The 18842-nt window shown below is 70.3% G+C and carries 19 protein-coding genes; 13 read left to right on the top strand and 6 right to left on the bottom strand.

The genetic code is table 11. The features are described 5' to 3' along the window. Positions 1-1095: 1095 nt before the first annotated feature. The gene (locus ACIPK4_RS25955; RefSeq protein ID WP_402316409.1) at positions 1096-1584 is read left to right on the top strand and encodes a carboxymuconolactone decarboxylase family protein; all 489 of its coding nucleotides are present in this window, start codon (positions 1096-1098) and stop codon (positions 1582-1584) included. A 534-nt stretch (positions 1585-2118) separates the two neighbouring features. On the opposite strand, the gene ACIPK4_RS25950 is transcribed toward ACIPK4_RS25955, so the two are convergent. The 5 genes from ACIPK4_RS25950 to ACIPK4_RS25930 form a co-directional block, all read right to left on the bottom strand. Beyond that, positions 2119-2319, bottom strand: coding sequence for a hypothetical protein (locus ACIPK4_RS25950; protein WP_402316407.1), 201 nt, complete (start codon positions 2317-2319; stop codon positions 2119-2121). Between the two features lie 534 nt (positions 2320-2853). Then, positions 2854-3243 (bottom strand): DUF4267 domain-containing protein, encoded by a 390-nt coding sequence (locus tag ACIPK4_RS25945; protein WP_402316870.1) that lies wholly within the window; start codon positions 3241-3243, stop codon positions 2854-2856. Further along, on the bottom strand, positions 3185-3376 hold the full coding sequence (locus ACIPK4_RS25940) for a hypothetical protein (protein ID WP_402316904.1): 192 nt from the start codon (positions 3374-3376) through the stop codon (positions 3185-3187). Before ACIPK4_RS25940 ends, ACIPK4_RS25945 begins: the two co-directional genes overlap by 59 nt. A 250-nt stretch (positions 3377-3626) precedes the next feature. Continuing rightward, the gene (locus tag ACIPK4_RS25935) at positions 3627-3989 is read right to left on the bottom strand and encodes an STAS domain-containing protein (protein WP_402316404.1); all 363 of its coding nucleotides are present in this window, start codon (positions 3987-3989) and stop codon (positions 3627-3629) included. Then, positions 3986-4309 carry a winged helix-turn-helix domain-containing protein gene (locus ACIPK4_RS25930; RefSeq protein WP_402316401.1) on the bottom strand — a complete coding sequence of 108 codons (324 nt, stop codon included), beginning with the start codon at positions 4307-4309 and terminating at the stop codon, positions 3986-3988. The genes ACIPK4_RS25935 and ACIPK4_RS25930 overlap by 4 nt, the downstream gene beginning before the upstream one ends. A 456-nt stretch (positions 4310-4765) precedes the next feature. Here ACIPK4_RS25930 and ACIPK4_RS25925 point away from each other — a divergent pair, with 456 nt between their 5' ends. The 9 genes from ACIPK4_RS25925 (at position 4766) to ACIPK4_RS25885 (ending at position 14622) form a co-directional block, all read left to right on the top strand. Further along, positions 4766-7312, top strand: a complete 2547-nt coding sequence (locus ACIPK4_RS25925; protein ID WP_402316398.1) for a serine hydrolase — start codon at positions 4766-4768, stop codon at positions 7310-7312. Positions 7313-8626: 1314 nt separating this feature from the next. Then, entirely contained in the window at positions 8627-8839 is a 213-nt protein-coding gene (locus ACIPK4_RS25920; RefSeq protein ID WP_402316396.1) for a hypothetical protein, read from the top strand. 1587 nt (positions 8840-10426) lie between these two features. Next, the gene (locus ACIPK4_RS25915; protein WP_402316393.1) at positions 10427-10612 is read left to right on the top strand and encodes a hypothetical protein; all 186 of its coding nucleotides are present in this window, start codon (positions 10427-10429) and stop codon (positions 10610-10612) included. A 128-nt stretch (positions 10613-10740) separates the two neighbouring features. Then, on the top strand, positions 10741-11481 hold the full coding sequence (locus ACIPK4_RS25910) for a hypothetical protein (RefSeq protein WP_402316390.1): 741 nt from the start codon (positions 10741-10743) through the stop codon (positions 11479-11481). A gap of 508 nt (positions 11482-11989) precedes the next feature. After that, positions 11990-12340 carry a VOC family protein gene (locus tag ACIPK4_RS25905; RefSeq protein WP_402316387.1) on the top strand — a complete coding sequence of 117 codons (351 nt, stop codon included), beginning with the start codon at positions 11990-11992 and terminating at the stop codon, positions 12338-12340. Between the two features lie 163 nt (positions 12341-12503). After that, positions 12504-12731, top strand: a complete 228-nt coding sequence (locus ACIPK4_RS25900) for a hypothetical protein (protein ID WP_402316385.1) — start codon at positions 12504-12506, stop codon at positions 12729-12731. Positions 12732-12831: 100 nt separating this feature from the next. After that, on the top strand, positions 12832-13344 hold the full coding sequence (locus tag ACIPK4_RS25895) for a DinB family protein (protein ID WP_402316382.1): 513 nt from the start codon (positions 12832-12834) through the stop codon (positions 13342-13344). Between the two features lie 320 nt (positions 13345-13664). Beyond that, positions 13665-13835 (top strand): hypothetical protein, encoded by a 171-nt coding sequence (locus ACIPK4_RS25890; protein ID WP_402316379.1) that lies wholly within the window; start codon positions 13665-13667, stop codon positions 13833-13835. A 289-nt stretch (positions 13836-14124) separates the two neighbouring features. Then, a complete protein-coding gene (locus ACIPK4_RS25885; RefSeq protein ID WP_402316377.1) occupies positions 14125-14622 on the top strand; it encodes a hypothetical protein in 498 nt (165 codons plus the stop codon). A 301-nt stretch (positions 14623-14923) separates the two neighbouring features. Here ACIPK4_RS25885 and ACIPK4_RS25880 read toward each other — a convergent pair whose 3' ends face one another. Beyond that, entirely contained in the window at positions 14924-15517 is a 594-nt protein-coding gene (locus tag ACIPK4_RS25880) for a TetR/AcrR family transcriptional regulator C-terminal ligand-binding domain-containing protein (RefSeq protein WP_402316374.1), read from the bottom strand. A 103-nt stretch (positions 15518-15620) separates the two neighbouring features. Here ACIPK4_RS25880 and ACIPK4_RS25875 point away from each other — a divergent pair, with 103 nt between their 5' ends. The 3 genes from ACIPK4_RS25875 (at position 15621) to ACIPK4_RS25865 (ending at position 18730) form a co-directional block, all read left to right on the top strand. Then, entirely contained in the window at positions 15621-16844 is a 1224-nt protein-coding gene (locus ACIPK4_RS25875; RefSeq protein ID WP_402316371.1) for an alpha/beta fold hydrolase, read from the top strand. 330 nt (positions 16845-17174) lie between these two features. Further along, positions 17175-17672 (top strand): hypothetical protein, encoded by a 498-nt coding sequence (locus tag ACIPK4_RS25870; protein WP_402316368.1) that lies wholly within the window; start codon positions 17175-17177, stop codon positions 17670-17672. An 845-nt stretch (positions 17673-18517) separates the two neighbouring features. Continuing rightward, a complete protein-coding gene (locus tag ACIPK4_RS25865; protein ID WP_402316365.1) occupies positions 18518-18730 on the top strand; it encodes a cold-shock protein in 213 nt (70 codons plus the stop codon). Positions 18731-18842: the final 112 nt, after the last annotated feature.

Genomic DNA, 18842 nt, shown 5'->3' with positions numbered 1-18842 from the left:
CCACGCCGTGTCCCCGGAGGCACATCTGGACCCTTGGCTGATTCGTCGGAAGCCACCCCCGGCCACCCGACCGATCCCGTCCCTCACGCGGGCCGCCCCAGGGCCGTCAGAACCCCGGTTGCACCCCCCGGTTCCAGCCGGGCCCGAGTCGGCGGAGTCCCCGGCCGCTCCGGCCCCGGGTCAGGTGTGCGGGTTCGCCCGGCTGACTGTGCCCGGAGCCGGCGAAGTCCCAACAGGCACCAGGCCCATGCCACGGGACCTGCCGCGCCCGAACCCGCCGTCGAGCCGGCGCAGTATCGGGTCCGATCCCGATCCCGACGTAGGTCCTCACCCAACGGGGTCCCCGACGGCCTCGCCGGGCCCACACCTGGAGTGAGGGACCGGCAGGGTCCGAAACTGCTCTGCGAGGGCGGAGGCCCCGACTGGCCCCCTTGGACCGCGCCAGGCGTGCCATGTCCGCCAGACCGAACCCGGCCCTGAGTCGGCGGAGCCCCGGCGGCCCCACAAGCCAAGGGCCGAGGGCGGGCCACTCGGTTGGATCCGGCTCGGGTCCGGTGCGCGTGCCGCGCCACCCGGCACCGCACCTCACTGCGTCGCCGAGGGACGAGCGGGCTCATCCGGCGAAAGCCGAAAGAGACGGCCCGGAACGGGCAGCGCTGGCGCCGGGCCGGCGGTCCCGTGAGCTGTCGGCCCAGGGACTGAACGACGGGCCGGGATACGGCGCCGCCCCAGTTCCGATCCGGGGCGCGTCCCCGTTCAGCGCCTGCGAGGCCGACATCCTCTCCCTGTCCACTGACGGCGCCCCCAGTGAGGAGGCGGCCGAACCCCCAGCCCTGGCCCCGGGAACCGTCCGCAACCACCTGTCGTCGGTCACCACCGAACTGGGAGCCGAGAACCGCGACGCGGCAGCCCACCTGCCCCGCCAACGCGGCTGGATCAACCGGTGCGACAGGTACGACGAGCGCGACGAAATCTTTTCCCGATCTCTGTCACAACCTTCGCCTCCGCTCCGTCAGTGCTGTGAAAGCAAGCGCAGAAGACGTGCAGAACACGCGCAGAACACGCGCCGACCAGCCAGACGCGAAGGAGTCCGTCATGACGAACACCCCGATCTCCCGGATGCAGAACCCGGCCGAGTTCGTGCCCGAGATGGCCGACATCAGCGCGGCCCTCTTCAAGGCCACCGGCAACCGCTCGGTCCCGCGCACCACGATGAGCCTCGTCCACCTGCGCGCCGGGCAGATCGTCGGCAACACCTACCTGACGATCCTGAACACCGCGTTCCTGCGCAAGGCAGGGGAGACCGAGGACCGCATCACCGCCGTCTCCTCGTGGCACGACGCCCCGTACTTCAACGACGCCGAGCGCGCCGCCCTCGCGCTGGTCGAGGCCACCCTCCAGCCGGCCCCGGCCGGCCGGGAGCGGGTCACAGACGAGCTGTACGCGGAGGTGGCCAGGCACTACGACCAGAAGGCGCTGGCGACCCTCACCATCGCGATCGGTCAGATCAGCTTCTTCATCGCCCTGGCGGTGATCGGCAAGCCCACCCCGGTCACCTCGCTCGCGGACGAGCAGTGGGACTGACGGGCCCGCCCCGACCGCGCGTACTGCCGTGGACCCGACCCCGGGCCCACGGCAGTACGCGCGCTCCCTCGCTGCCGGGCACCAGGACCACGCCGTCCACACCGCATGGCGAGGTGCGCCTTGGCCGTCCCGGGCGCGTGGACCTGCTCGGTGCGCCCGGCGCAGGTGGCGTCGAGGGGCCCCGGTGGTCACCGTCCAGACCGGCTCCCGGCTGACGGAGTGCTCGGGGCCGCTCTGCCCCGGCCGCATCGTCACGGTCCAGGTGCTGAGTGCCGAACTGCCCCGACGTGGACCGGTTACCGGGCGTCCGGGGGACTCGGTGACGCTCTCGGCGGTGGGCGTGAACACGATCACGGCGGGGCCTCCTCGCGCAGGGCGGCCGATGCGACGAACTGGATGACGACGCGCTCGGGCCGGTCGGCTGGACCGGCCACTTGCCCCAGGGCTCTTCGCGCAGCGGCATGGTGATCCGCGCCCCTGCCTCGCGCAGCCGCCGCCCCTCGGCCTCGATGCCGGTGAGGGTGAGCGCGAAGATCAGACCCGTGGCCTGCCGGTCACGCTGCCCGGGCGGGAGAACCTCGTTGCCACGAGGCAGCAGCACGAGACGGCGGCGACATCCTCGCGGCTGAGGGAGGCGAACCCGTCTGCGGCAGCGGGGATGACCCGGTAGCCGAGGTGGGTGCAGAAGAACGCGCGGGAGGCGCCCACCTCCGACTGCGCGACCAGGCTCTTCATCGAGCAGGGCTTCGAGCAGACCACCGCGCTGAGATCGCAGCCGCCGCACGCGTGGCCAAGAAGACGGTGACCGACCACTGCGCCCGGGGGGACGTGGCCCTTCGATCACGACGAGACGTTCACCCAGGGCCTGGCCGGCCCGTCGCCGATCGCGGACCCGACGACGAGCCGTACGCCACCCTGGGCCGGACGTTCCGGGCCGCCCTCCGCCCGCATGGTCGAGCCGACAGGCCCACCCACACCTCGCGGCTCCGCGAACCCCAGGACCAGCGCGAAAGGCCCACGCCGCCAGCCGTAGCCCTGCGCCGTAGCCCTGGCCACCGCCCTCGCCGTAGCCCTGGCTGCCGCTGCGCCGGACTCCGTCCCGGCCATCGTGCCCCGGGCCGCCGCCCTGATCGCGGCGGCCCGGGGCGGCTGTTGTTCCGGTCGCATCCAGGAGCTCACCACGGCCGGCCGCATCGGCGATCAGATCGAAGCCCCTGCTCCCGGAGACCGATCACGTCCCCACCCTCCGCACCGCGGCCCTGGGCAGTCTCACGACGCCGTGACGAAGAGGAGGGTGGCGCTGAGGACGACCGGGACCGCCGGGACGAAGTGGATGCCGAAGGTGGCCGGCCTGGTGCCGCCGTGCCGGAGCAGGATCCAGGTGTCGCCGAACGGGGTGACGGCGACCGCGAGCATGTACCAGGCCAGCCCGTCGGCGTCGGCGTCGGCGAACACCAACAGGGCCAGGCCAGGCCTATCAGACCGGAGGTGAAGTCGCGCAGCCCCCTTGACGCTCGGATAGGCGGGATCGCCCTCCTGCCGGGCGGCGACTCCGTAGCTGACGGCCGCAGCCTGGGGGAGAGGAGGAGGCGGGCGCCGATCACGAGCACGAGGACGATGAGGACGACGGCCAGCCCACCATCCAGACGCGCCGACCAGGCGGCTCGCCGAACCGGCCGCCGACCTGGCGGGCGGCCCGCACCGCGGCGCCCGACCCGCGCGCCGCGTCGGCCGAGGTGAGCGCCGCGTACGACGCCATGTCCAGCCACACCGTGGATCTGCCGTTCGCCACGCCGGAGGCGCCCGCTTCCCTGCACGCGGCGTTCGCTGAACTGGCCGAGGCGCTCGGCCCCACGCGGGGGAGTACCCTCCGGGCGTCCTCACCGAGACCTACTGGGCCGCCCTCCACGGCCTGGCCACCCCCATGCGCCGGGGCCGACTGCCCGAACCACAAGGGGAACGTCCGCCCTACTCGTCGGGTGATTTCCCGGCGTCTGACGCGCCGCGCTCCGGCTCCGTCGTCGTACGGATCACGGAGTCGGCTACGCGGGGTCGGCCATCGGGGTCCTCCGGATGGTGAACAGGTGGCCGGTCTCGGTGAGCTCGAACAATCGGGCGAGCTGCGGGCTGACCGCTTCCAGGACGAGGGTCTTGTCGCTCCCGGCGGCGTGCTGACGCAGGTTGAGCAGGATGTTGAGGCCGGAACTGTCGCAGAACGTCAACGCCGACAGGTCAAGGTCGAGGCCCGTCCCGCTGGCATCGAACGCCGCGATGAGCTCAGTACGCACCTCGGCCGCGTTTTCCATGTCGAACGCACCGCTGACCCGGGCGGACGTCCGCGGGGCGCCGGGCCGGACCTCGACGGCGACGGTGGGAGGAGCGGGCTCGTGGTCAGGGCACGTCATGGCCTGTCTCCCTTCACGGTGGTGACTTCGAGGTCGGCGAGCAGCTGGATGAGACGTGCGATCTCGTGGGGCCCTTCCGCCGGGTGGCGGAATCGGGTGCCGTGGGTGACCTCGTAGTGATTGCGGCGCCCGTGGCGGACCCGCGTGAGGTACCCGGCGTTCTCCAGGTCGGCCACGACGGCCCGAACGGCCCGCTCGGTGATCTGACACGCGTCGGCCATGTCGCGCATCCGCAACTCCGGATCGCGCAGCAGCATCGCGAGGATCCGGGCGTGGTTCGTCACGAACGTCCAGCTGGTCCGCGGCTCGACAGATTCCATACCCATCATCATAGGACTTCAAATTCCGGTTTCGCCAGACCGCAATTCCGCCACCTGTCCACAGCAGGACACGGCGCGGGGACTTTCCGGACACTCGCATAGAAACCGGCGTCCGGACCGCCAGCCGAGGCCCTGGGGCGCCCGCGTCCCCGTACGGTGCGCCCCGGCGGGGTCCGTACCGGCATTGAAACCCGCGCCGCAGGGAGAAGCGCCCGAAGAGGCGGCACTGCACGCCGCCGTCCCCGGAGCCCTCGACCGCGGCACGACGCACTGCCGTGGGCAGGCCCCCTCTGCTGAACGGAACCGGACGCCGAGCCCCCGAGCCGGTGCCGGACGATCACAAGTTCGAGCAGGTGGAACGCGTCGTGCCCTTCGGACATCTAGCAGTGCGGCGGGGGCCCGTAAGGCCATCGCCGCACGATATCGGCACAGTGTGAGTGGCAAGGCGGGGCTGGGATGAAGGCAATCAAGGTGGCGGGCGGTTCTCCGGACGATTCGGATCTGGCGGGAACCACGACCGCAGCGGCGGGCCCGGACGACCCGTCCGCGGACCCCGACACCGCGGACGTCACCGAGGCCGAGGCCGACGAGGAACTCCCCACCGTCACTGATGCGCCGGCCGCTGAGCCCAAGCCCAAGCCGGAGCCTGCCGCAGAAGAAGACGAAGGCAGTGCGCCCGACAGCCCCACCAACACCACGGGCGGCACGCAGTCCGTGTCCGACGGCAACCCCACGGCCGAGCCCGAAGCCGGTGCCGAGGACGATCCGGACACCGAAGCCAAGCCCCCGACGCCCGCCGCCGACGACACGGAAGCCACACCGGCCTCCGCCCCCAAGCCCGAGCACGAGACTCGCCCCACCGCCGCACCCAAGCCGGCCCCGGACCCCAAGCCGGCCCCGGAGTCCGAGCCTGCGCCCGAGCCCGAGTCGGAATCCGAGTCCGAGTCTGCACCTGAGCCCGCGCCCGAGCCCAAGCCCGAGTCCGCACCCGCACCCGCACCTGAGCCCGAGCCCGCGCCCGAGCCCGAGCCCGCGCCCGAGTCCGAGCCGGAGACCACGCAGGAATCCGCGCCGGAATCCCAGGGGCACGACGCACCCGCAGACCACACCGAACCCGCCTCCGAGGCCGCGCCCGACGAGAAGGCCGACGGCACGCTGACGCTCACCAAGCCCAGGCCCAGGCCCAAGCCCAAGGCAGCGAGGCGCGCCGACGCACAAGGCGACGCGGCCACCGACTCCAAGGACGCCCCAGCCTCCACCACCGACACCAACCCCGTAACCGACGCCGTCATCGACCCCGAAGCCGAAGGCGACGACACCCGCACCGTCACGTTCCGCGCGCCCGCCGACAAGGTGCGTCGCGACGCAGACGAAGGGGACCGACCCACGGCCGACGCGGAGGACGCCGCAACGCGCGCAGCCGATCCCAAGCCCAAGCCGGATCCCAAGCCCGCCGCCCGAACCACACCTGCATGGGCACGGGCAGAGGACAAGGACAAGGCCCACCCCCAGGCCCAGCCCCAGGCCCAGGCCCAGGACAAGGCCCAGGACAAGAAAAAGGCCGAGGCCAAGGACGAGAAGCAGAAGAAGGAGCACGACCCGGAGCTGACCCGCCAGCTGGTCGCCCTCAAGCCCCTCGACGTTACGCCGCGGCCCATCACCCCACACGCCCAGCCACACCCCCAGGCCCCCACCACCCCCAAGCCTCCCCTAGACCTCCTGGCCGAGCTCACCAACACCCCGCCCCCGCCGGAGACCCCCCGCCGGACCGCCCTGCGCCGCGTCAAGGTGTGGACGCCGATCCTGCTGCTCCTCGCCGGCGCCTACGCCGGTGCTCAACTCCTGCGGCCCCTCCCCGCCCCGCACCTCGTCGCCGCCGAGTCCACCCACGCCGTCGACGGCCAGTTCTCCATCCCCTGGCCCGCCCAGGGCCAGGGCGCCGTCCGTGTCCCCGGCTCAGGCGACCTCGGCACGTTCGGTGAGCAGAAGTCCGTACCCATCGCCAGCGTGGCCAAGGTGATGACGGCCTACGTGATCCTCAAGAACCACCCCCTGCGCAAGAACGACCCCGGCCCCGACATCACCATCGACGCGAAGACCGTGGCGGACGGCAGTTCCGAGCACGAGTCCCGCGTCCAGGGGCTCACGGCCGGTTCGAAGTTCAGCCAGCAGGACGTGCTGAAGATGCTCATGATCCCCTCGGCCAACAACGCCGCCCGCCTGCTGGCCCGCTGGGACACCGGCACCGACTCCGAAGCCGCGTTCGTGGACAAGATGAACGCCGCCGCCCGTGACCTCGGGATGAAGGACACCAGGTACACGGACCCCAGCGGCCTGGACGCCGGCACCGTCAGCACCGCGACTGACCAGCTGAAGCTGGCCGAGGCGGCGATGAAGGACGAGGTCTTCCGGTCGATCGTCGCCATGCCCAGTGCCCCCATCAAGGGGCTGGCCGCGCCGCTCCTCAACAACAACGCACTGCTCAGCGTCCAGGGCCTCAGCATCCGCGGCATCAAGACGGGCTCCAGTACGCCGGCCGGCGGCGCACTGATGTGGGCGGCGTACAAGTCGGTCGGCGACGAGACCCCCCTCATCCTCGGCACGCTGATGCAGCAGCGCGTGGACGGCCCGGACCCGTCCGCGACCCTGAGCCTGGATCTGGCGCTGACGAACAGCAGGAAGATCATCGAGGCGGTGCGCACGGCCCTGGCGTCCACCCCGCTCGTCCGCAAGGGCGACACGGTCGGCTACGTGGACGACGGCCTCGGCGGCCGTACGCCGCTCGTGGCCACCAAGGACCTGAACGTGATCGGCGTCCCGGGCCAGCAGGTCAAACTCACCCTCACCGCCGGCGCCGCGCCGCTGCCGCACAAGGCGAAGGCCGGCACGGAGCTCGGCACCCTGACGGCCGGCGACGGTGAAGGTGCCAAGACCGTCCCGGTGGCCGTCCAAAAGGGACTCCCCGAACCCTCCCTCCCCACTCGCCTCACCCGCCTCCGCTGAACCCCAGCCGCCGGTCCGTACACCACCCCACCGGATCGGCGGCGCGGGCGGTCAGGGGTTCCTCAGGGCCGCATTCGGGGGCAGTCCGGAGGCGTGGACGCCGTCCACCGAACCGGCGTCGGTGGAGCGGGGGATCACGCCCCAACCGCAGCCCCAGACCCCACGGGCACGGCGAGCGAGTGCTCCTGGGCACGGCGGGTGCACGGCGGCCAGGCGGAGCAGGTTGCCCGCCTTCCGCGCGACCGCGACGGTGGAAGCCGGGCGCGAGGCCCGTGCCGGTACCCAGGCGTACGGTCGACGGCGCGCCACTGCACCCGCTCTCCGAGCACCCTGACCGAGCCACGCCGTGAGCACGTGGGCCTCGCTGAGGGCCCGACAGGAGTCGAACACCGTTGCGACTGGCCGGACGCCCGATGGATCACGTCGGATCGACCAGGGACGGCCCGAGGCCGGCCTCTCCGAACCTGGCGGGCACCGGCCCGCAGAGCGCTCGGGCGGCCGACAGCAGCGCGTCGCCGTCATGCATGCGGCGCTCGTAACCGAGCCCAAGGTGATCTTGCGGAACGTGCCGACCAGCGCACTCGACTCGGGTACCGCACGGGAATCCTGACACTGCTGCGCGGCGTCGTCCGGAAGCACGGACAGACGGTGGTCACGGTCACGCACGACCCCACGGCGGTTTCGTAGACATAGCGGGTGGTCTTCCTCGCCGACGGCAGGACGACGGGGGAGCTCTTCGATCCCCCGGACGTGACCGTGGCCCTGCCGATGGCCTCGCCGGAGCCCCGCGGCGGCGGGGCGAACCCGTGCTGACGATCGCGCCGTGGCCACCCTGCGGCACCGCGTGACGGGCTTTGCGGACCCCTCCGCGGTATCGCCGGCCGAGGTCGTGCCCAAGGCCGGTCCCCCTGCTGGTGCACGAGAACATCCTCGCTGTCGGGCTGGTCGCCACCCTCTCGGCCATGCAGAAGTCCGGTGACGCCGTGGTGCTCGCCCGTCAGTGGCAGGAAGTGCACGCTGCTGGCGTGGCGGTGCCGGTCGGCCCGCCCCGAATGCTGCGGCCGACCGGCACGCAGGCGCCGACCGTCATCGCGGCGGTCGTCGCCCACGGCCTGACCGACGACGCCACCTGCCTCTCCCTCGCTGACCGGCGCGGTGCCGCCCAGCCGGGTCCATCCCGACTCCGCGGCAGGCACGGTCCTGCCACTGGACGAACACCAGCCTCGCGAGCGGCGGCGGACCTGCTCAGAGACCAGCCGTCTCGCACCCGCTTGGGTAGGCTCGTGTACCAGTTCGTGAGATGGGGGGCGCGAAATGTTCGAGCTTGGTGTGTTCTTCGGCGTGATGGGCCTGGCGGCACTCTGGATGATCCGGGTTGTCCTGCGCCGCGGGAACCGGCGCACGGAGACTGCGGAGGGCCTGCTGATCGAACAGGCCCGTAGGGAGCAGGCCGCGAGCGACCGGTCTTCCTACAGCGCGAACGCTGTGCACAACACCTCGGCGTACGGGAACGGGTTCACGCCGTAGGACCACATCCGGCAGCCCACAGCAGCGGAGTCGCTCCGGTGTTCGCTCACACGTGAACGAGCACCGGCGGCCGCCCGGGCACTCGCGGTTGCGGTCTGCACCCTCGCCCTCACCTCGGGCGTTGTGGGGGCCGGCTACCGCGAACTCAGCACACACTCGGTCGAACCGGCCGGCCCCTGGGCCACCGAGGCCGCCGCCCACTCCCACTGCGCAGCGGGACCGGCGCTGCCCCTTGCCGTCGTGACGGCACTGCCGGCGTGGGTGTAAGCCAAGGCGGATCGGCTGCGCAGACACAGCCTCACCCCCCGACCGCCCCGGCCCTGGCCCCGCACCTGGCGCCGGACCCTGGCCCCGACCCCGACCCCGTCCCCGTCCCCGTCCCCGGTCCCGGTCCCGGCCCTGGCCGCCCCGTCCCCGACCCCGACCCCGTCCCCGACCCCGTTCCCGGCCCCGGCCCCAGCCCTGACCCCGACCCCGACCCCGGCCGCGATGTTGCGACCGACCCACGGTGCGACCGACCGACGGTCCTCGCGCCCGGCCCTTGGGGGCTTCGGGCGGGGCGGAAAACGACGACCGGCCGAGTCGCTGGCTCCGTACAAGACGGGCCGTTGCCGTGCCGGTGCGGGCTACCGCCGGCCGACGCCGGCCGCGAAACCGCCCAGGAGGGTCTGCAGAACGGTCTCGTACCTGTCGACGGGCGCGGCGTGGTAACCCGCCCGGTCGCAGCGGCGCGGTCGACGCGCGCCCGCAGCTACGGGAACTGCATGGCAAGCTCGGTCGGCCGCCCAGGCGATCGTGTCCTGGAACCGCTCCTGCGGATCGCCCCGCCCCGCCCCGCCCCAGACGCCGCGTCAGCGAAGCCCGCTCGGAGGCGCCGACCGCGTTCCCGAGCACGTACGTGAACACGGCCCCCGCCACCCGGTCCACTCGGCAGCGGTGAACCCGGCGGCCTCGTACACGGCGAGGCTGTGGTCGTCGTGCAGCTGCTGTACCGGGAGCGGAAGCTGGCGACGCCGTCGTACCGCGCCTTGCCGGGCCGTGGAACACGTACGGCCCGAGCGCCTGTACGCGCCAGGAGAGACGGCCGAGCATGCCGCAAGCCCGTCCGTCATCGCCTCCAACCTCGCGCCACCGGTCGGCGGCGATGGCGGGCAGCTCGATCTCCCGCCACCCCCGTACCTGGTCGCCGGCGAGCGCGACGCCATGCGCCGCCTCGGCAAGCGTCTGGGGTGTCTGGGCGTCTGGGCGTCTGGGCGTCTGGGCGTCACCGCGACCGCGGTCCACTGCACGTCAAGAACACGGGCGACCCCGAGCTCGCCCGCATAGCTCGCCCGCATCGACGCCACGGCTCAGCCCGAGGCCACCGCGGCCGGCTTTTCGCGCGGGGTCTGGATCCAGCAGAACGCCCGCCACGCAGTGGTGTGCGCTGCCGCAGGCCTGGCCCTCACCGCAGCCGCCTTCACCTGACTCCGCCCCCCGGTGGCGCACCCACCGTGCCGCCGGGCTGAGCACCTCGCCCGAACCGGCGGGGGCGCAGGGAAGGCCGTGATGCCTGGCTGCGCCTGCCGACCGCGGAGCATCTCGGACATGATCATCACAGCGGCGGAAAGCGCCGGAAAGCGCCCGTTCATTCATTCATGGGACGCCTCCCTTTTTGGCGGATTCTTTAATTCCGCATCGCTGGTGGTCTGCAGGGTTCGCCATAACTCAGATGATCCTCAAATGATTTGGGATCGATTGACGTGTCACGGCCATCTCGTGCAGTCTTTGTGAGGCGCAACCGCGGGAACTCAAACCGGTGGAAGCGCAAGGCGGGGAGCAGAGTTTGAGGTGCACGGTGATGTTCCTTTCTCTTTCTCGCCCGTATCTGAAGGTGTAATCAAAAGGGGAGAAGGCTTCACATGCGTTCCGCGATCAGGAAGATTGTCACGACCACTGCGGCCGGCGCCGCCCTCGCCGGTATTTCGCTTGCGATGCTGCCCGGGTCGGCCCAGGCAGACGACGGCGTGGTCTCGCAGGCGTCGCGGGCCGCGAAATACCAGGCCTACCTCGCGATGAAGTCCGCGCAGGGGGACGAGCAGGCCAAGGAGACCGCGCAGGGCTTCACCGCGCTCTCGGACGCCCAGAAGACCCGGTTCCTCGACCTGCTGGAAGACAAGGCCCTGATCAAGCAGCTCTTCGACGGAGCCGAGTCGTCGGCTGCTGCGGGCATCACCCGCACGGAGCTGGCGGGCGGTGACGTCGTCGTGGAGCGCGAGTCCGCAGGCGGCGACGACGCCGCATCGCCCAACTCCACCGCCGCACTGCGCGCTTCGGGCTACCACGACATGTGGGCTTCGTACTCCTACACCGACAAGTTCCTGGGCGTGAAGGTCTCCCGTGTCTCGGTACGGACCAACTACCAGGTCAAGGGCAAGGACACCACCAAGGTCTACCCGGGCAGCGCCTACCACTACCTGTACGTGCCGGGCTGCGACTTCTCCCACAGCCCCGTCAAGGAGTGGATCTCCTCGCCGCCGGCCGACAACGCCCAGAGCGAGACCACTTGGACCGCCTCCTGCTGGGGCAGCTCCTGGGACAAGCGCGAGCGCGTCTGGGGCGACTACCGTGGCTTCGTCGGCGGTTACCTCAAGGACGAGTAGAAACACCGGGCCCGGGCCCATTCTGATCGGACACGGGGGAAGGAACTGACGTCCAGAATCGGTCGACCAATTTTCCTGTACGTCAAGGAGAAATCATGTTCGCGAGCCTGGGATTCGGCCCGTTCATCCCCGTTCTGGTCGTACTCCTCGTCGTTTGCGTGGCGGGTGGCGCAATCCGAAAGAAGCGTCGCTCCCGCCCCGCCGGAGACGACTGATGTCAGCGAAATGCGCCACTTGAAAAGTGGCTGAGCAGATTTCCCCGCCCTCGCAGGGGCGGGGAAATCTGCATGCCGGGAAGCACGGGCCTGCGCCGTACTCGAGCGCCTGGGCTTCCACCCCAACGCGAGCTGCGACGGCAAACGGCCAGTGAGCCGGCTTCCAGTGCTCCACAGGCCACCTGGGCGCCGACAAACGCCGTGTCGTCGAACCAGCCGACGATCTTCTCGACCCTGGCGTGCCAGGATGCCGGGAACACGACCGTCAGCACGTCGAGGGACGCAGGCCAGCCATGATCAGCGGTGCACATGTCATCCTCTACAGCCACGACGCCGAGGCGGACCGTGCCTTCATCCGTGACGTCCTCGACTTCCCCGGCGTCGACGCGGGCGGCGGCTGGCTCATCTTCAAGTTGCCCCCGTCCGAAGTCGCCGTGCACCCGGCCGACGGCCCGCCGCGGCACGAGTTCTACCTGATGTGCGACGACCTTGATTCCCAGCTCGACGAGTTCCGCGCCAAGGGCATCGAGATCACCCGCCCGGTCAGCGAACAACGCTGGGGCAAACTGACCGCGATCCGGCTTCCCAGCGGCGGCGAACTCCCGCTGTACGAACCCAGGCACCCCACCGCCCACGGGTTGTGACCCCCGCACTCAGCCCGCCCCATCTCCCGACGCCCGGACGCTGCGCCAACGGACTCAGCCGCCGCAGCCACCTCCCACGGGGCAGCGACTGCATCCTTCGGCCTACTGCGTTCTCGGCCCTGTGGAGGACGATCTCCTGGCACCGCCGCGAGAGGGTTGATCCGTGCGAACAACCATCGGATACACCGTCGAAAGCATCGGCTACGTCGTAGGAGCCCAGGGGCTCATCAGCTTTGTTTCGCAGACCTTCTTCGGCACGGAGTGGGGCTGGATGCACAAGGTCGTCGACCTTCCACCCACCGCCTACCTCGGCGTCCTCGTCCTGGGCCTGGCGCTCGTCGTCGGCGGGGTGAAGACACGCAAGACACCCGAGCACCAGGAGACCGCCTGACGGCGTCTGGGCCTGGTACAGGGTGAGCGAGCAGCTCAGTGCCGTACGTCGCTGAAAACCTGGCGACAGTCGGAGCCCGGGCACGCTAGCGTCCGCCAGCATGGCCCCTTCACTTGAACGTCCCCCGCTTCAGGCCGACGAGCGCACCGCTCTGCTCGGCTGGCTGGACCTCCAGCGGCAGATCCTGCGATGGAAGTGCGAGGGCCTCAGCGAGGAGGATGCGCACCGCTCCATCATCCCGACTTCGCCGGCGATGACGATGGCCGGTCTCATCAGCCATATGCGATGGGTCGAACACACATGGCTGGACGTGCTGTTCCTCGGGGGCGACGAGACACAGAACCCGTCCTTCGACGAGACGGATGACGCCACCTGGCGTACCGACGGCCTCACGCTGAAGCAGCTGCTCGTGGACTATGAGACGCAGTGCGCCCGAAGCAACGCGATCGTGGCCGCAGCCTCCCTCGACGATGTCGGTCGCCACTCCGGGTACCGCTCCGGCAAGGCCAACCTCCGCTGGATGCTCATCCACCTCGTCGAGGAGACCGGACGGCATGCAGGGCATGCGGACATTGTGCGGGAACTGCTCGACGGAGCGAAGGGCTACTACTAGGCCCTGTCCGACGGTTCGTGTGAGCTGATCAGGAGGGACGGGGGCCCTGCTGTTCGCTGCACGAAGGGGCGTCGCGTGTCGCGCGATACAGCCGAAGCAGAGGCGGGGATGCAGAAGCAGAGGCGGGGTTGAAGGGGATCACGCTTCCCGCCTGGCGCGGAGAGCACTACGTGACCCTGGCTGAGCCACTGGTTCGCCTCTGAAGCTCCGGCCTGGACCTCACACGGCACATCGAATTCGACGAGATCGTCGATCCTCGCTGTGTCGAGATGCAGAGAAGGTCCGCCGATGCCGGCACGGACACGTTGACGCTGTTGTCATTGACGACCCCCTTCCTCCAGTTGATCGACGCCGAAGCACGTGGGTTCGCCGGGGACGAGCTGGTGCTCGTCCTGACCGAATTCGACAGCTCCTCGTGGGATGTCAGGGCTTTCGACGAGGGCGTACTCAGCGAACTTCGCCACCACTACCCGGGTGCCAAGGACCTCTGATCTGGACGAGTGGAAGGTAAGCATCTGCCCCGACGTCAGAGTCGGCGGGACCGAACCGAAACGGTCGTGCCCATCGCCGAGGCATGTACGGCAACACGCAGGCCGGTGCCATGGGACGCGAGTACGTCCTCGTCCCTCCGTCACCCCTTCGCCGCGCTGCCGCGCGTTTATGCGGCATCGTCCGCAGCCCCGAGCTCTACGGCCGCACACACTGACGCCCACCAGTGCAACGTCCCAGGGCCTCGCCTCGCCAACACAGCGCGGGGCCCCGGCCGCCTAGGATGCTGCTATGCGGATAACGCGTGCCCTTGCCGTTTCGCTCGCCACCGCCGCACTGGCCACCGCCTGTACCCAGGGCGAGGGCAGTCGAGCCAGGGAATGGGAACCCGACGACGCACTGCAACGCGTACAGCGGGCCTTGGACGCCGACGACGCAGACACCACACAGGTAGCCGAGGCGTCCAGCCACGTCGCCTCTGGCATGGATAGGACCCTGGACACACGGGGCGACAAGCCTTACCGCTTCGACATCGCCTGCGACACTGACGGCGTCCCCACTGTGACCGTAACCGTTACCCGCGGCGCCGCCAAGCGGCCTTTTGAGGTCCGCTGCGGCAGCCGGCAGGCCTTACGTGTGAACGTACCTGCGGGACAAGCCTTCACAGTCAATATCCCGCCGATCGACAAAGAACCCGCCCCCAGTGGTGTCATCGTCTGGAACCTCAACACGCTTGAGCTCCATGACGTGCACGGATGCCCAGACGACATCCAGGGATGCAAGCAGTGACGTAGACCATCCCGCATGCCGCCCCAGCGGTGGACCGCACCGTCGGTGTGGCAGGCGGTCGCTGACGATGTGCCGACTCCGTGGGCCATCTCCGTCCCGGGTTGCGAGGTGGCCCGGCCGCCCCATCTCACGGTGAGCTCCCCGGTGCTCGCTGGACGCCCCTGAGCGGCACCCTGCCGGCACCTGGCGTGTTCCGCCTACGCCCGCAAGAAGATCGCGGCCCCGGTGGGCCAGATGGACGAGACGCATCTACCTGGGCGAGCGGATCGCCCGGCTCGCCCCGCTTCCTCAGCCCGCTTCCTCAGCCCGTCTCCGGGTCGGTCGCCCTGCCGAGCAGCCTGTCCACGAGGAGTTGCGGGTAGCCGGTGTCCGGCACGTCGATGCCGAAGATCGTCCGGATGTAGAACGGCGCGATCAGCTGGTCGAGGATCTGTTCCAGTGGCGGGGGGTCCTCGCCGCGGGCCGTGGCCCGCTCGCGGATCTGCTCGATGGAACGCATGCGGCGCCGGAACTGTCCGGCCCGTTCGCCCTGTGCCTGGGCGCCGCTCGGCATGGACAGGACGACGGCGCGTACGAGGGCGCGTCCCTCGGACGTGCGCATGCTCGCGACGCTGGCTTCGGCCCACGCGATGAGGTCGCCGCGCAGGGTGCCGGTGTCGCTCAGCGGGGAGTCCCGTTCGAGGCGGGTGGTGACCGTGTCGGCCAGCAGTGCGTCGAGGCTTCCCCAACGCCTGTACACGCTCGTGTGGTTGACGCCGGCACGCTGAGCGATCGCGGGGATGTTCAGCTCCTCGCCCGCCGAGTCCGAGAGGAGGTCCACGACCGCCTGGTGCACGGCTGCGCGGACCTGCTCGGGACTCCTGCGGATGCGCGGGGCCGGTTGTTTCTGAGTCACACCACCATCTTAAGCACAGATATTTGCTTCCGGGCGCCCAAGGCCCTACAGTCGTCTCCGCAAGCACAAATCTGTGCTTGCGGTTCGAGTCGAGGAGACCGTCATGAAGCAGCTGCTTTTCCCGAACAACACCCAGTTCTGGTACGAGACCCTGCGCTCGATGAGTCACATCGCCTACGGCGGGGCCGACTTCGGCGAGGTCGTCTCCACCGCCGAACGGATCACCGAGGGCGACTACGACAGCTGGTACACCGAGTGGTTCGCCACTGCCGGCCGGGTGTCGTCGCAAGCCGAGGAGGCTCTGGCGGCCGGTCACCGGGTCAGCGCCCGCGACGGGTTCCTGCGCGCCTCGAACTACTACCGGTCGGCGGAGTTCTTCCTCCACGGCAAGGACTGCGACCCGCGCCACGACCACGCCTACGACCGCTCCGTGGAGTGCTTCCGGGCCGCCGCCGCCCTCTACACCAGCCCGCGCATCGAGCCGGTCCGGATCCCCTACGAGAACACCACGCTGCCCGGCTACCTCTACCGGGTCGACGACTCGGGCACCCCCCGGCCGACGGTGATCATGCACAACGGCTTCGACGGCACGGCGGAGGAGATGCACTTCTTCGGTGCGCTGGCCGCCGTCGAGCGGGGCTACACCGTGCTGGTCTTCGACGGCCCCGGAATGCCCGGGCCGCGCCACCACCAGGACATGGTCTTCCGTCCCGACTGGGAGAACGTCATCACCCCGGTGGTCGACTTCGCCGAGACGATCCCGGAGGTCGACAACAGCCGCATCGGACTGCTCGGTCTCAGCATGGGCGGAGTACTCGCCCCCCGTGCCGCCGCGTTCGAGCACCGGCTGGCCGCGCTGATACCCGTCGACGGCCTCTACGACCTCGGCGAGACGGCCGTCCGCAACATCCCCGGCGACCGGAAGGAAGCCGAACGCCTCCTGCGGGCGGAGTCCGCCCCGGAACTCGACGCCGCCCTCGAACAGATCATGGCCAAGGACCCGATCGCCCGCTGGGCACTCAACCACGGCATGTACGTCATGGGAGTCGAAACCCCCCGCGCCTTCAACGCCTCCTACCTCGACTACACCCTCGCCGACGGCATCGCCGAAAAGATCCAGTGTCCGACCCTTGTCTGCGACGCCTCGGAGGACGAGTTCTTCAAGGGCCAGCCCGAGCAGCTCTACGCACACCTCACCTGCCCCAAGACCCTCATGCTCTTCACCGCCGCGGAGGGCGCCGGCGCCCACTGCCACCCCGGCGCCATCCGCCACGCCATCGCCCGCATCTACGACTGGCTCGACACCACCCTGGCGTCCGCCGCCTGAAGTTGTCGTGGACGCTGCCGGCGGAGATCCTGACGACGAGGGGCAGCCCTCCGCGAGCGGACAGGACATGCACGTTTTCGCCCTGCAGTGGGCGGAGCCGAGCACAACGCTCGGCGGAGGGGTTCAGGGCTCTGGTTCTGCGTCGGCGCCGGCGGGAGACCGTTAGTCGACACGGATCGCGGATCGCGGGTCGGCGTCGTGAGGGCGGTATGCGCTCGGGACGCGACGGTTGTGACCGTGCGCCAAGAGTCCGGCGGCGCCGCCTTGTCGGACCCCGGTGTTAGCGTCGCCACCATGGCAAACCGTTCTTATCTCTACTCTGCAGACTCGATGCCGAACGATGCGGGGATCCCCGAGCGGATCCGATGCATATCCGAGCACAACTGGGACATCCCGCTCGCGCACAAGATCATGGTGGGGCGCGGGACGACGATCGTCCCGTCCATGATCTGGAATCCGCCGATCGGCCTTGCCGCGGACTACGTCGGCGGGGCGGCTCTGCTCCTCGCTCTCCTTCACGCGGTCGGCAAGGGACTGGAGGACGACGCCGAGTTCGCCGAGTGCGTTGCCAGGACCACCGCCCACCTCGAGAAGCAGCAGGGGGAGTACTTCGTCCTCGAGACCGGGGAGATCGTCTCGATGTCGGGCGACGACCCGGTAGAGAGCGTGCGGCGTCTGGCGTCCGAGGACATTCCCGCCGCCGTCGCCAAGGCTGAGGCCGCGATCGCCGGCGAGGACGACGACTGGCTGGCCTCGGTCCGAGCCGACTGGCAGAACCACTTCGCCTCCTTCTACAGCGAGGCGCTCTATTTCTCCTTCCCCGACTGACGGGCGCATGCCGCGCGGTTTCGCGCGGCGGGACAGCAATTGGTGTGCCAGACACCGAGTGTGACGGCGTGCTCTCGGCCGTCGTGCTCGACGGTCTCGACGTGGCCCGGGGGACCGCGGTCAACGCCTCGCGGGCGAGGTAAGCGCGGACCGCCGTGACGTCAAGCGCGGCACCCTGGTCACCGACATGCAGATCCTCATGCGACGCTGGGCCCTCGCCGGGCACCCGCGACCACCAGCCGCTACGCGGTCGGCCAGTTGGTATTCGACCGCGACCGCCAGGCGTACGCCCGCGTCGTCGGCCTCCACCCGTCCCCGCTTGTGCCGCGCCTGGCGGATACGGCCGGATTCCAGTGGATCGCCCGCACCGTCGCCTGCCAGCCAGCCCCACCGCCCCCGGCCACCGCCCCCGGCCGCCGTCCGCGCCGCCGAGGCGGACCGGGACGGGGTACGGGTCCCGACGGGACGGGTCCCGGTGGACGTTCCGCCCACCGAACTGCGCGTCGGGGACCAGGTCCAGGCGAGCGGCCGTCTGGTCGCCATCACGGATCTGCGCTATCGCCACGGCGGCACCCGCACCATGATTCTCGCGGGCGGCGCGCCCGGCCGTCGCCGAGCGCACGGTGCGCGTCTACCGCCTGCGTACCGCCTGAACCATGGCTGCCTCCGTAAGCGACAGGCTTTGCCGGGTGCTGACCGCCGTGCCAGGACCGCCGAGATCCCTGCTCGGCGGTCCTGTCGCACTGGAGGGTGGTTTCCCTGGCCGGGGGGCCGGTGTGGGCGCTCTTGCCGGGGCAGGAGTGGTGGGATGGGAAGCGGCCATCACCTGAGAGATCGGTATTTCTGTGAGCAACCGCCAGTCCGGCACCGTCAAGTGGTTCAACGAGGAGAAGGGCTACGGCTTCATCAGCCCCGCGCAGGGGGGCGATGACCTCTTCGTCCACTTCAAGGCGATCGAAACCGACGGCTTCAAGACCCTCCGGGAGGGACAGAGCGTGTCCTTCGTGGCCGAGCGAGGACAGAAGGGCATGCAGGCCGCCCAGGTGCGCCCCGAGTAGGCCGGCAACCCCCTCGCGCTGCCCCGCCCGGGTCCCCTCCTGGACGGGGCGGTGGCCGTTGGGCGCGGAGGCGGCCGTACGGGGGGATCGTGGTCCTCGGGCGGCGGGGAGT

The sequence above is a fragment of the Streptomyces sp. NPDC086989 genome (assembly GCF_044745505.1).
GTDB lineage: Bacteria > Actinomycetota > Actinomycetes > Streptomycetales > Streptomycetaceae > Streptomyces.
This window is presented reverse-complemented; position numbering and strand designations above follow the sequence as displayed.

What these genes read in the sequence shown, in the direction of transcription:
- ACIPK4_RS25905 (WP_402316387.1), top strand. Translation starts at nt 11,990, where the DNA reads ATGATCAGCGGTGCACATGTCATCCTCTACAGCCACGACGCCGAGGCG.
- ACIPK4_RS25870 (WP_402316368.1), top strand. Translation starts at nt 17,175, where the DNA reads ATGCCGAACGATGCGGGGATCCCCGAGCGGATCCGATGCATATCCGAG.
- ACIPK4_RS25930 (WP_402316401.1), bottom strand. Translation starts at nt 4,309, where the DNA reads ATGGAATCTGTCGAGCCGCGGACCAGCTGGACGTTCGTGACGAACCAC.
- ACIPK4_RS25920 (WP_402316396.1), top strand. Translation starts at nt 8,627, where the DNA reads ATGTTCGAGCTTGGTGTGTTCTTCGGCGTGATGGGCCTGGCGGCACTC.
- ACIPK4_RS25885 (WP_402316377.1), top strand. Translation starts at nt 14,125, where the DNA reads ATGCGGATAACGCGTGCCCTTGCCGTTTCGCTCGCCACCGCCGCACTG.
- ACIPK4_RS25950 (WP_402316407.1), bottom strand. Translation starts at nt 2,319, where the DNA reads ATGAAGAGCCTGGTCGCGCAGTCGGAGGTGGGCGCCTCCCGCGCGTTC.
- ACIPK4_RS25875 (WP_402316371.1), top strand. Translation starts at nt 15,621, where the DNA reads ATGAAGCAGCTGCTTTTCCCGAACAACACCCAGTTCTGGTACGAGACC.
- ACIPK4_RS25910 (WP_402316390.1), top strand. Translation starts at nt 10,741, where the DNA reads ATGCGTTCCGCGATCAGGAAGATTGTCACGACCACTGCGGCCGGCGCC.
- ACIPK4_RS25925 (WP_402316398.1), top strand. Translation starts at nt 4,766, where the DNA reads ATGAAGGCAATCAAGGTGGCGGGCGGTTCTCCGGACGATTCGGATCTG.
- ACIPK4_RS25895 (WP_402316382.1), top strand. Translation starts at nt 12,832, where the DNA reads ATGGCCCCTTCACTTGAACGTCCCCCGCTTCAGGCCGACGAGCGCACC.
- ACIPK4_RS25915 (WP_402316393.1), top strand. Translation starts at nt 10,427, where the DNA reads ATGATCATCACAGCGGCGGAAAGCGCCGGAAAGCGCCCGTTCATTCAT.
- ACIPK4_RS25935 (WP_402316404.1), bottom strand. Translation starts at nt 3,989, where the DNA reads ATGACGTGCCCTGACCACGAGCCCGCTCCTCCCACCGTCGCCGTCGAG.
- ACIPK4_RS25955 (WP_402316409.1), top strand. Translation starts at nt 1,096, where the DNA reads ATGACGAACACCCCGATCTCCCGGATGCAGAACCCGGCCGAGTTCGTG.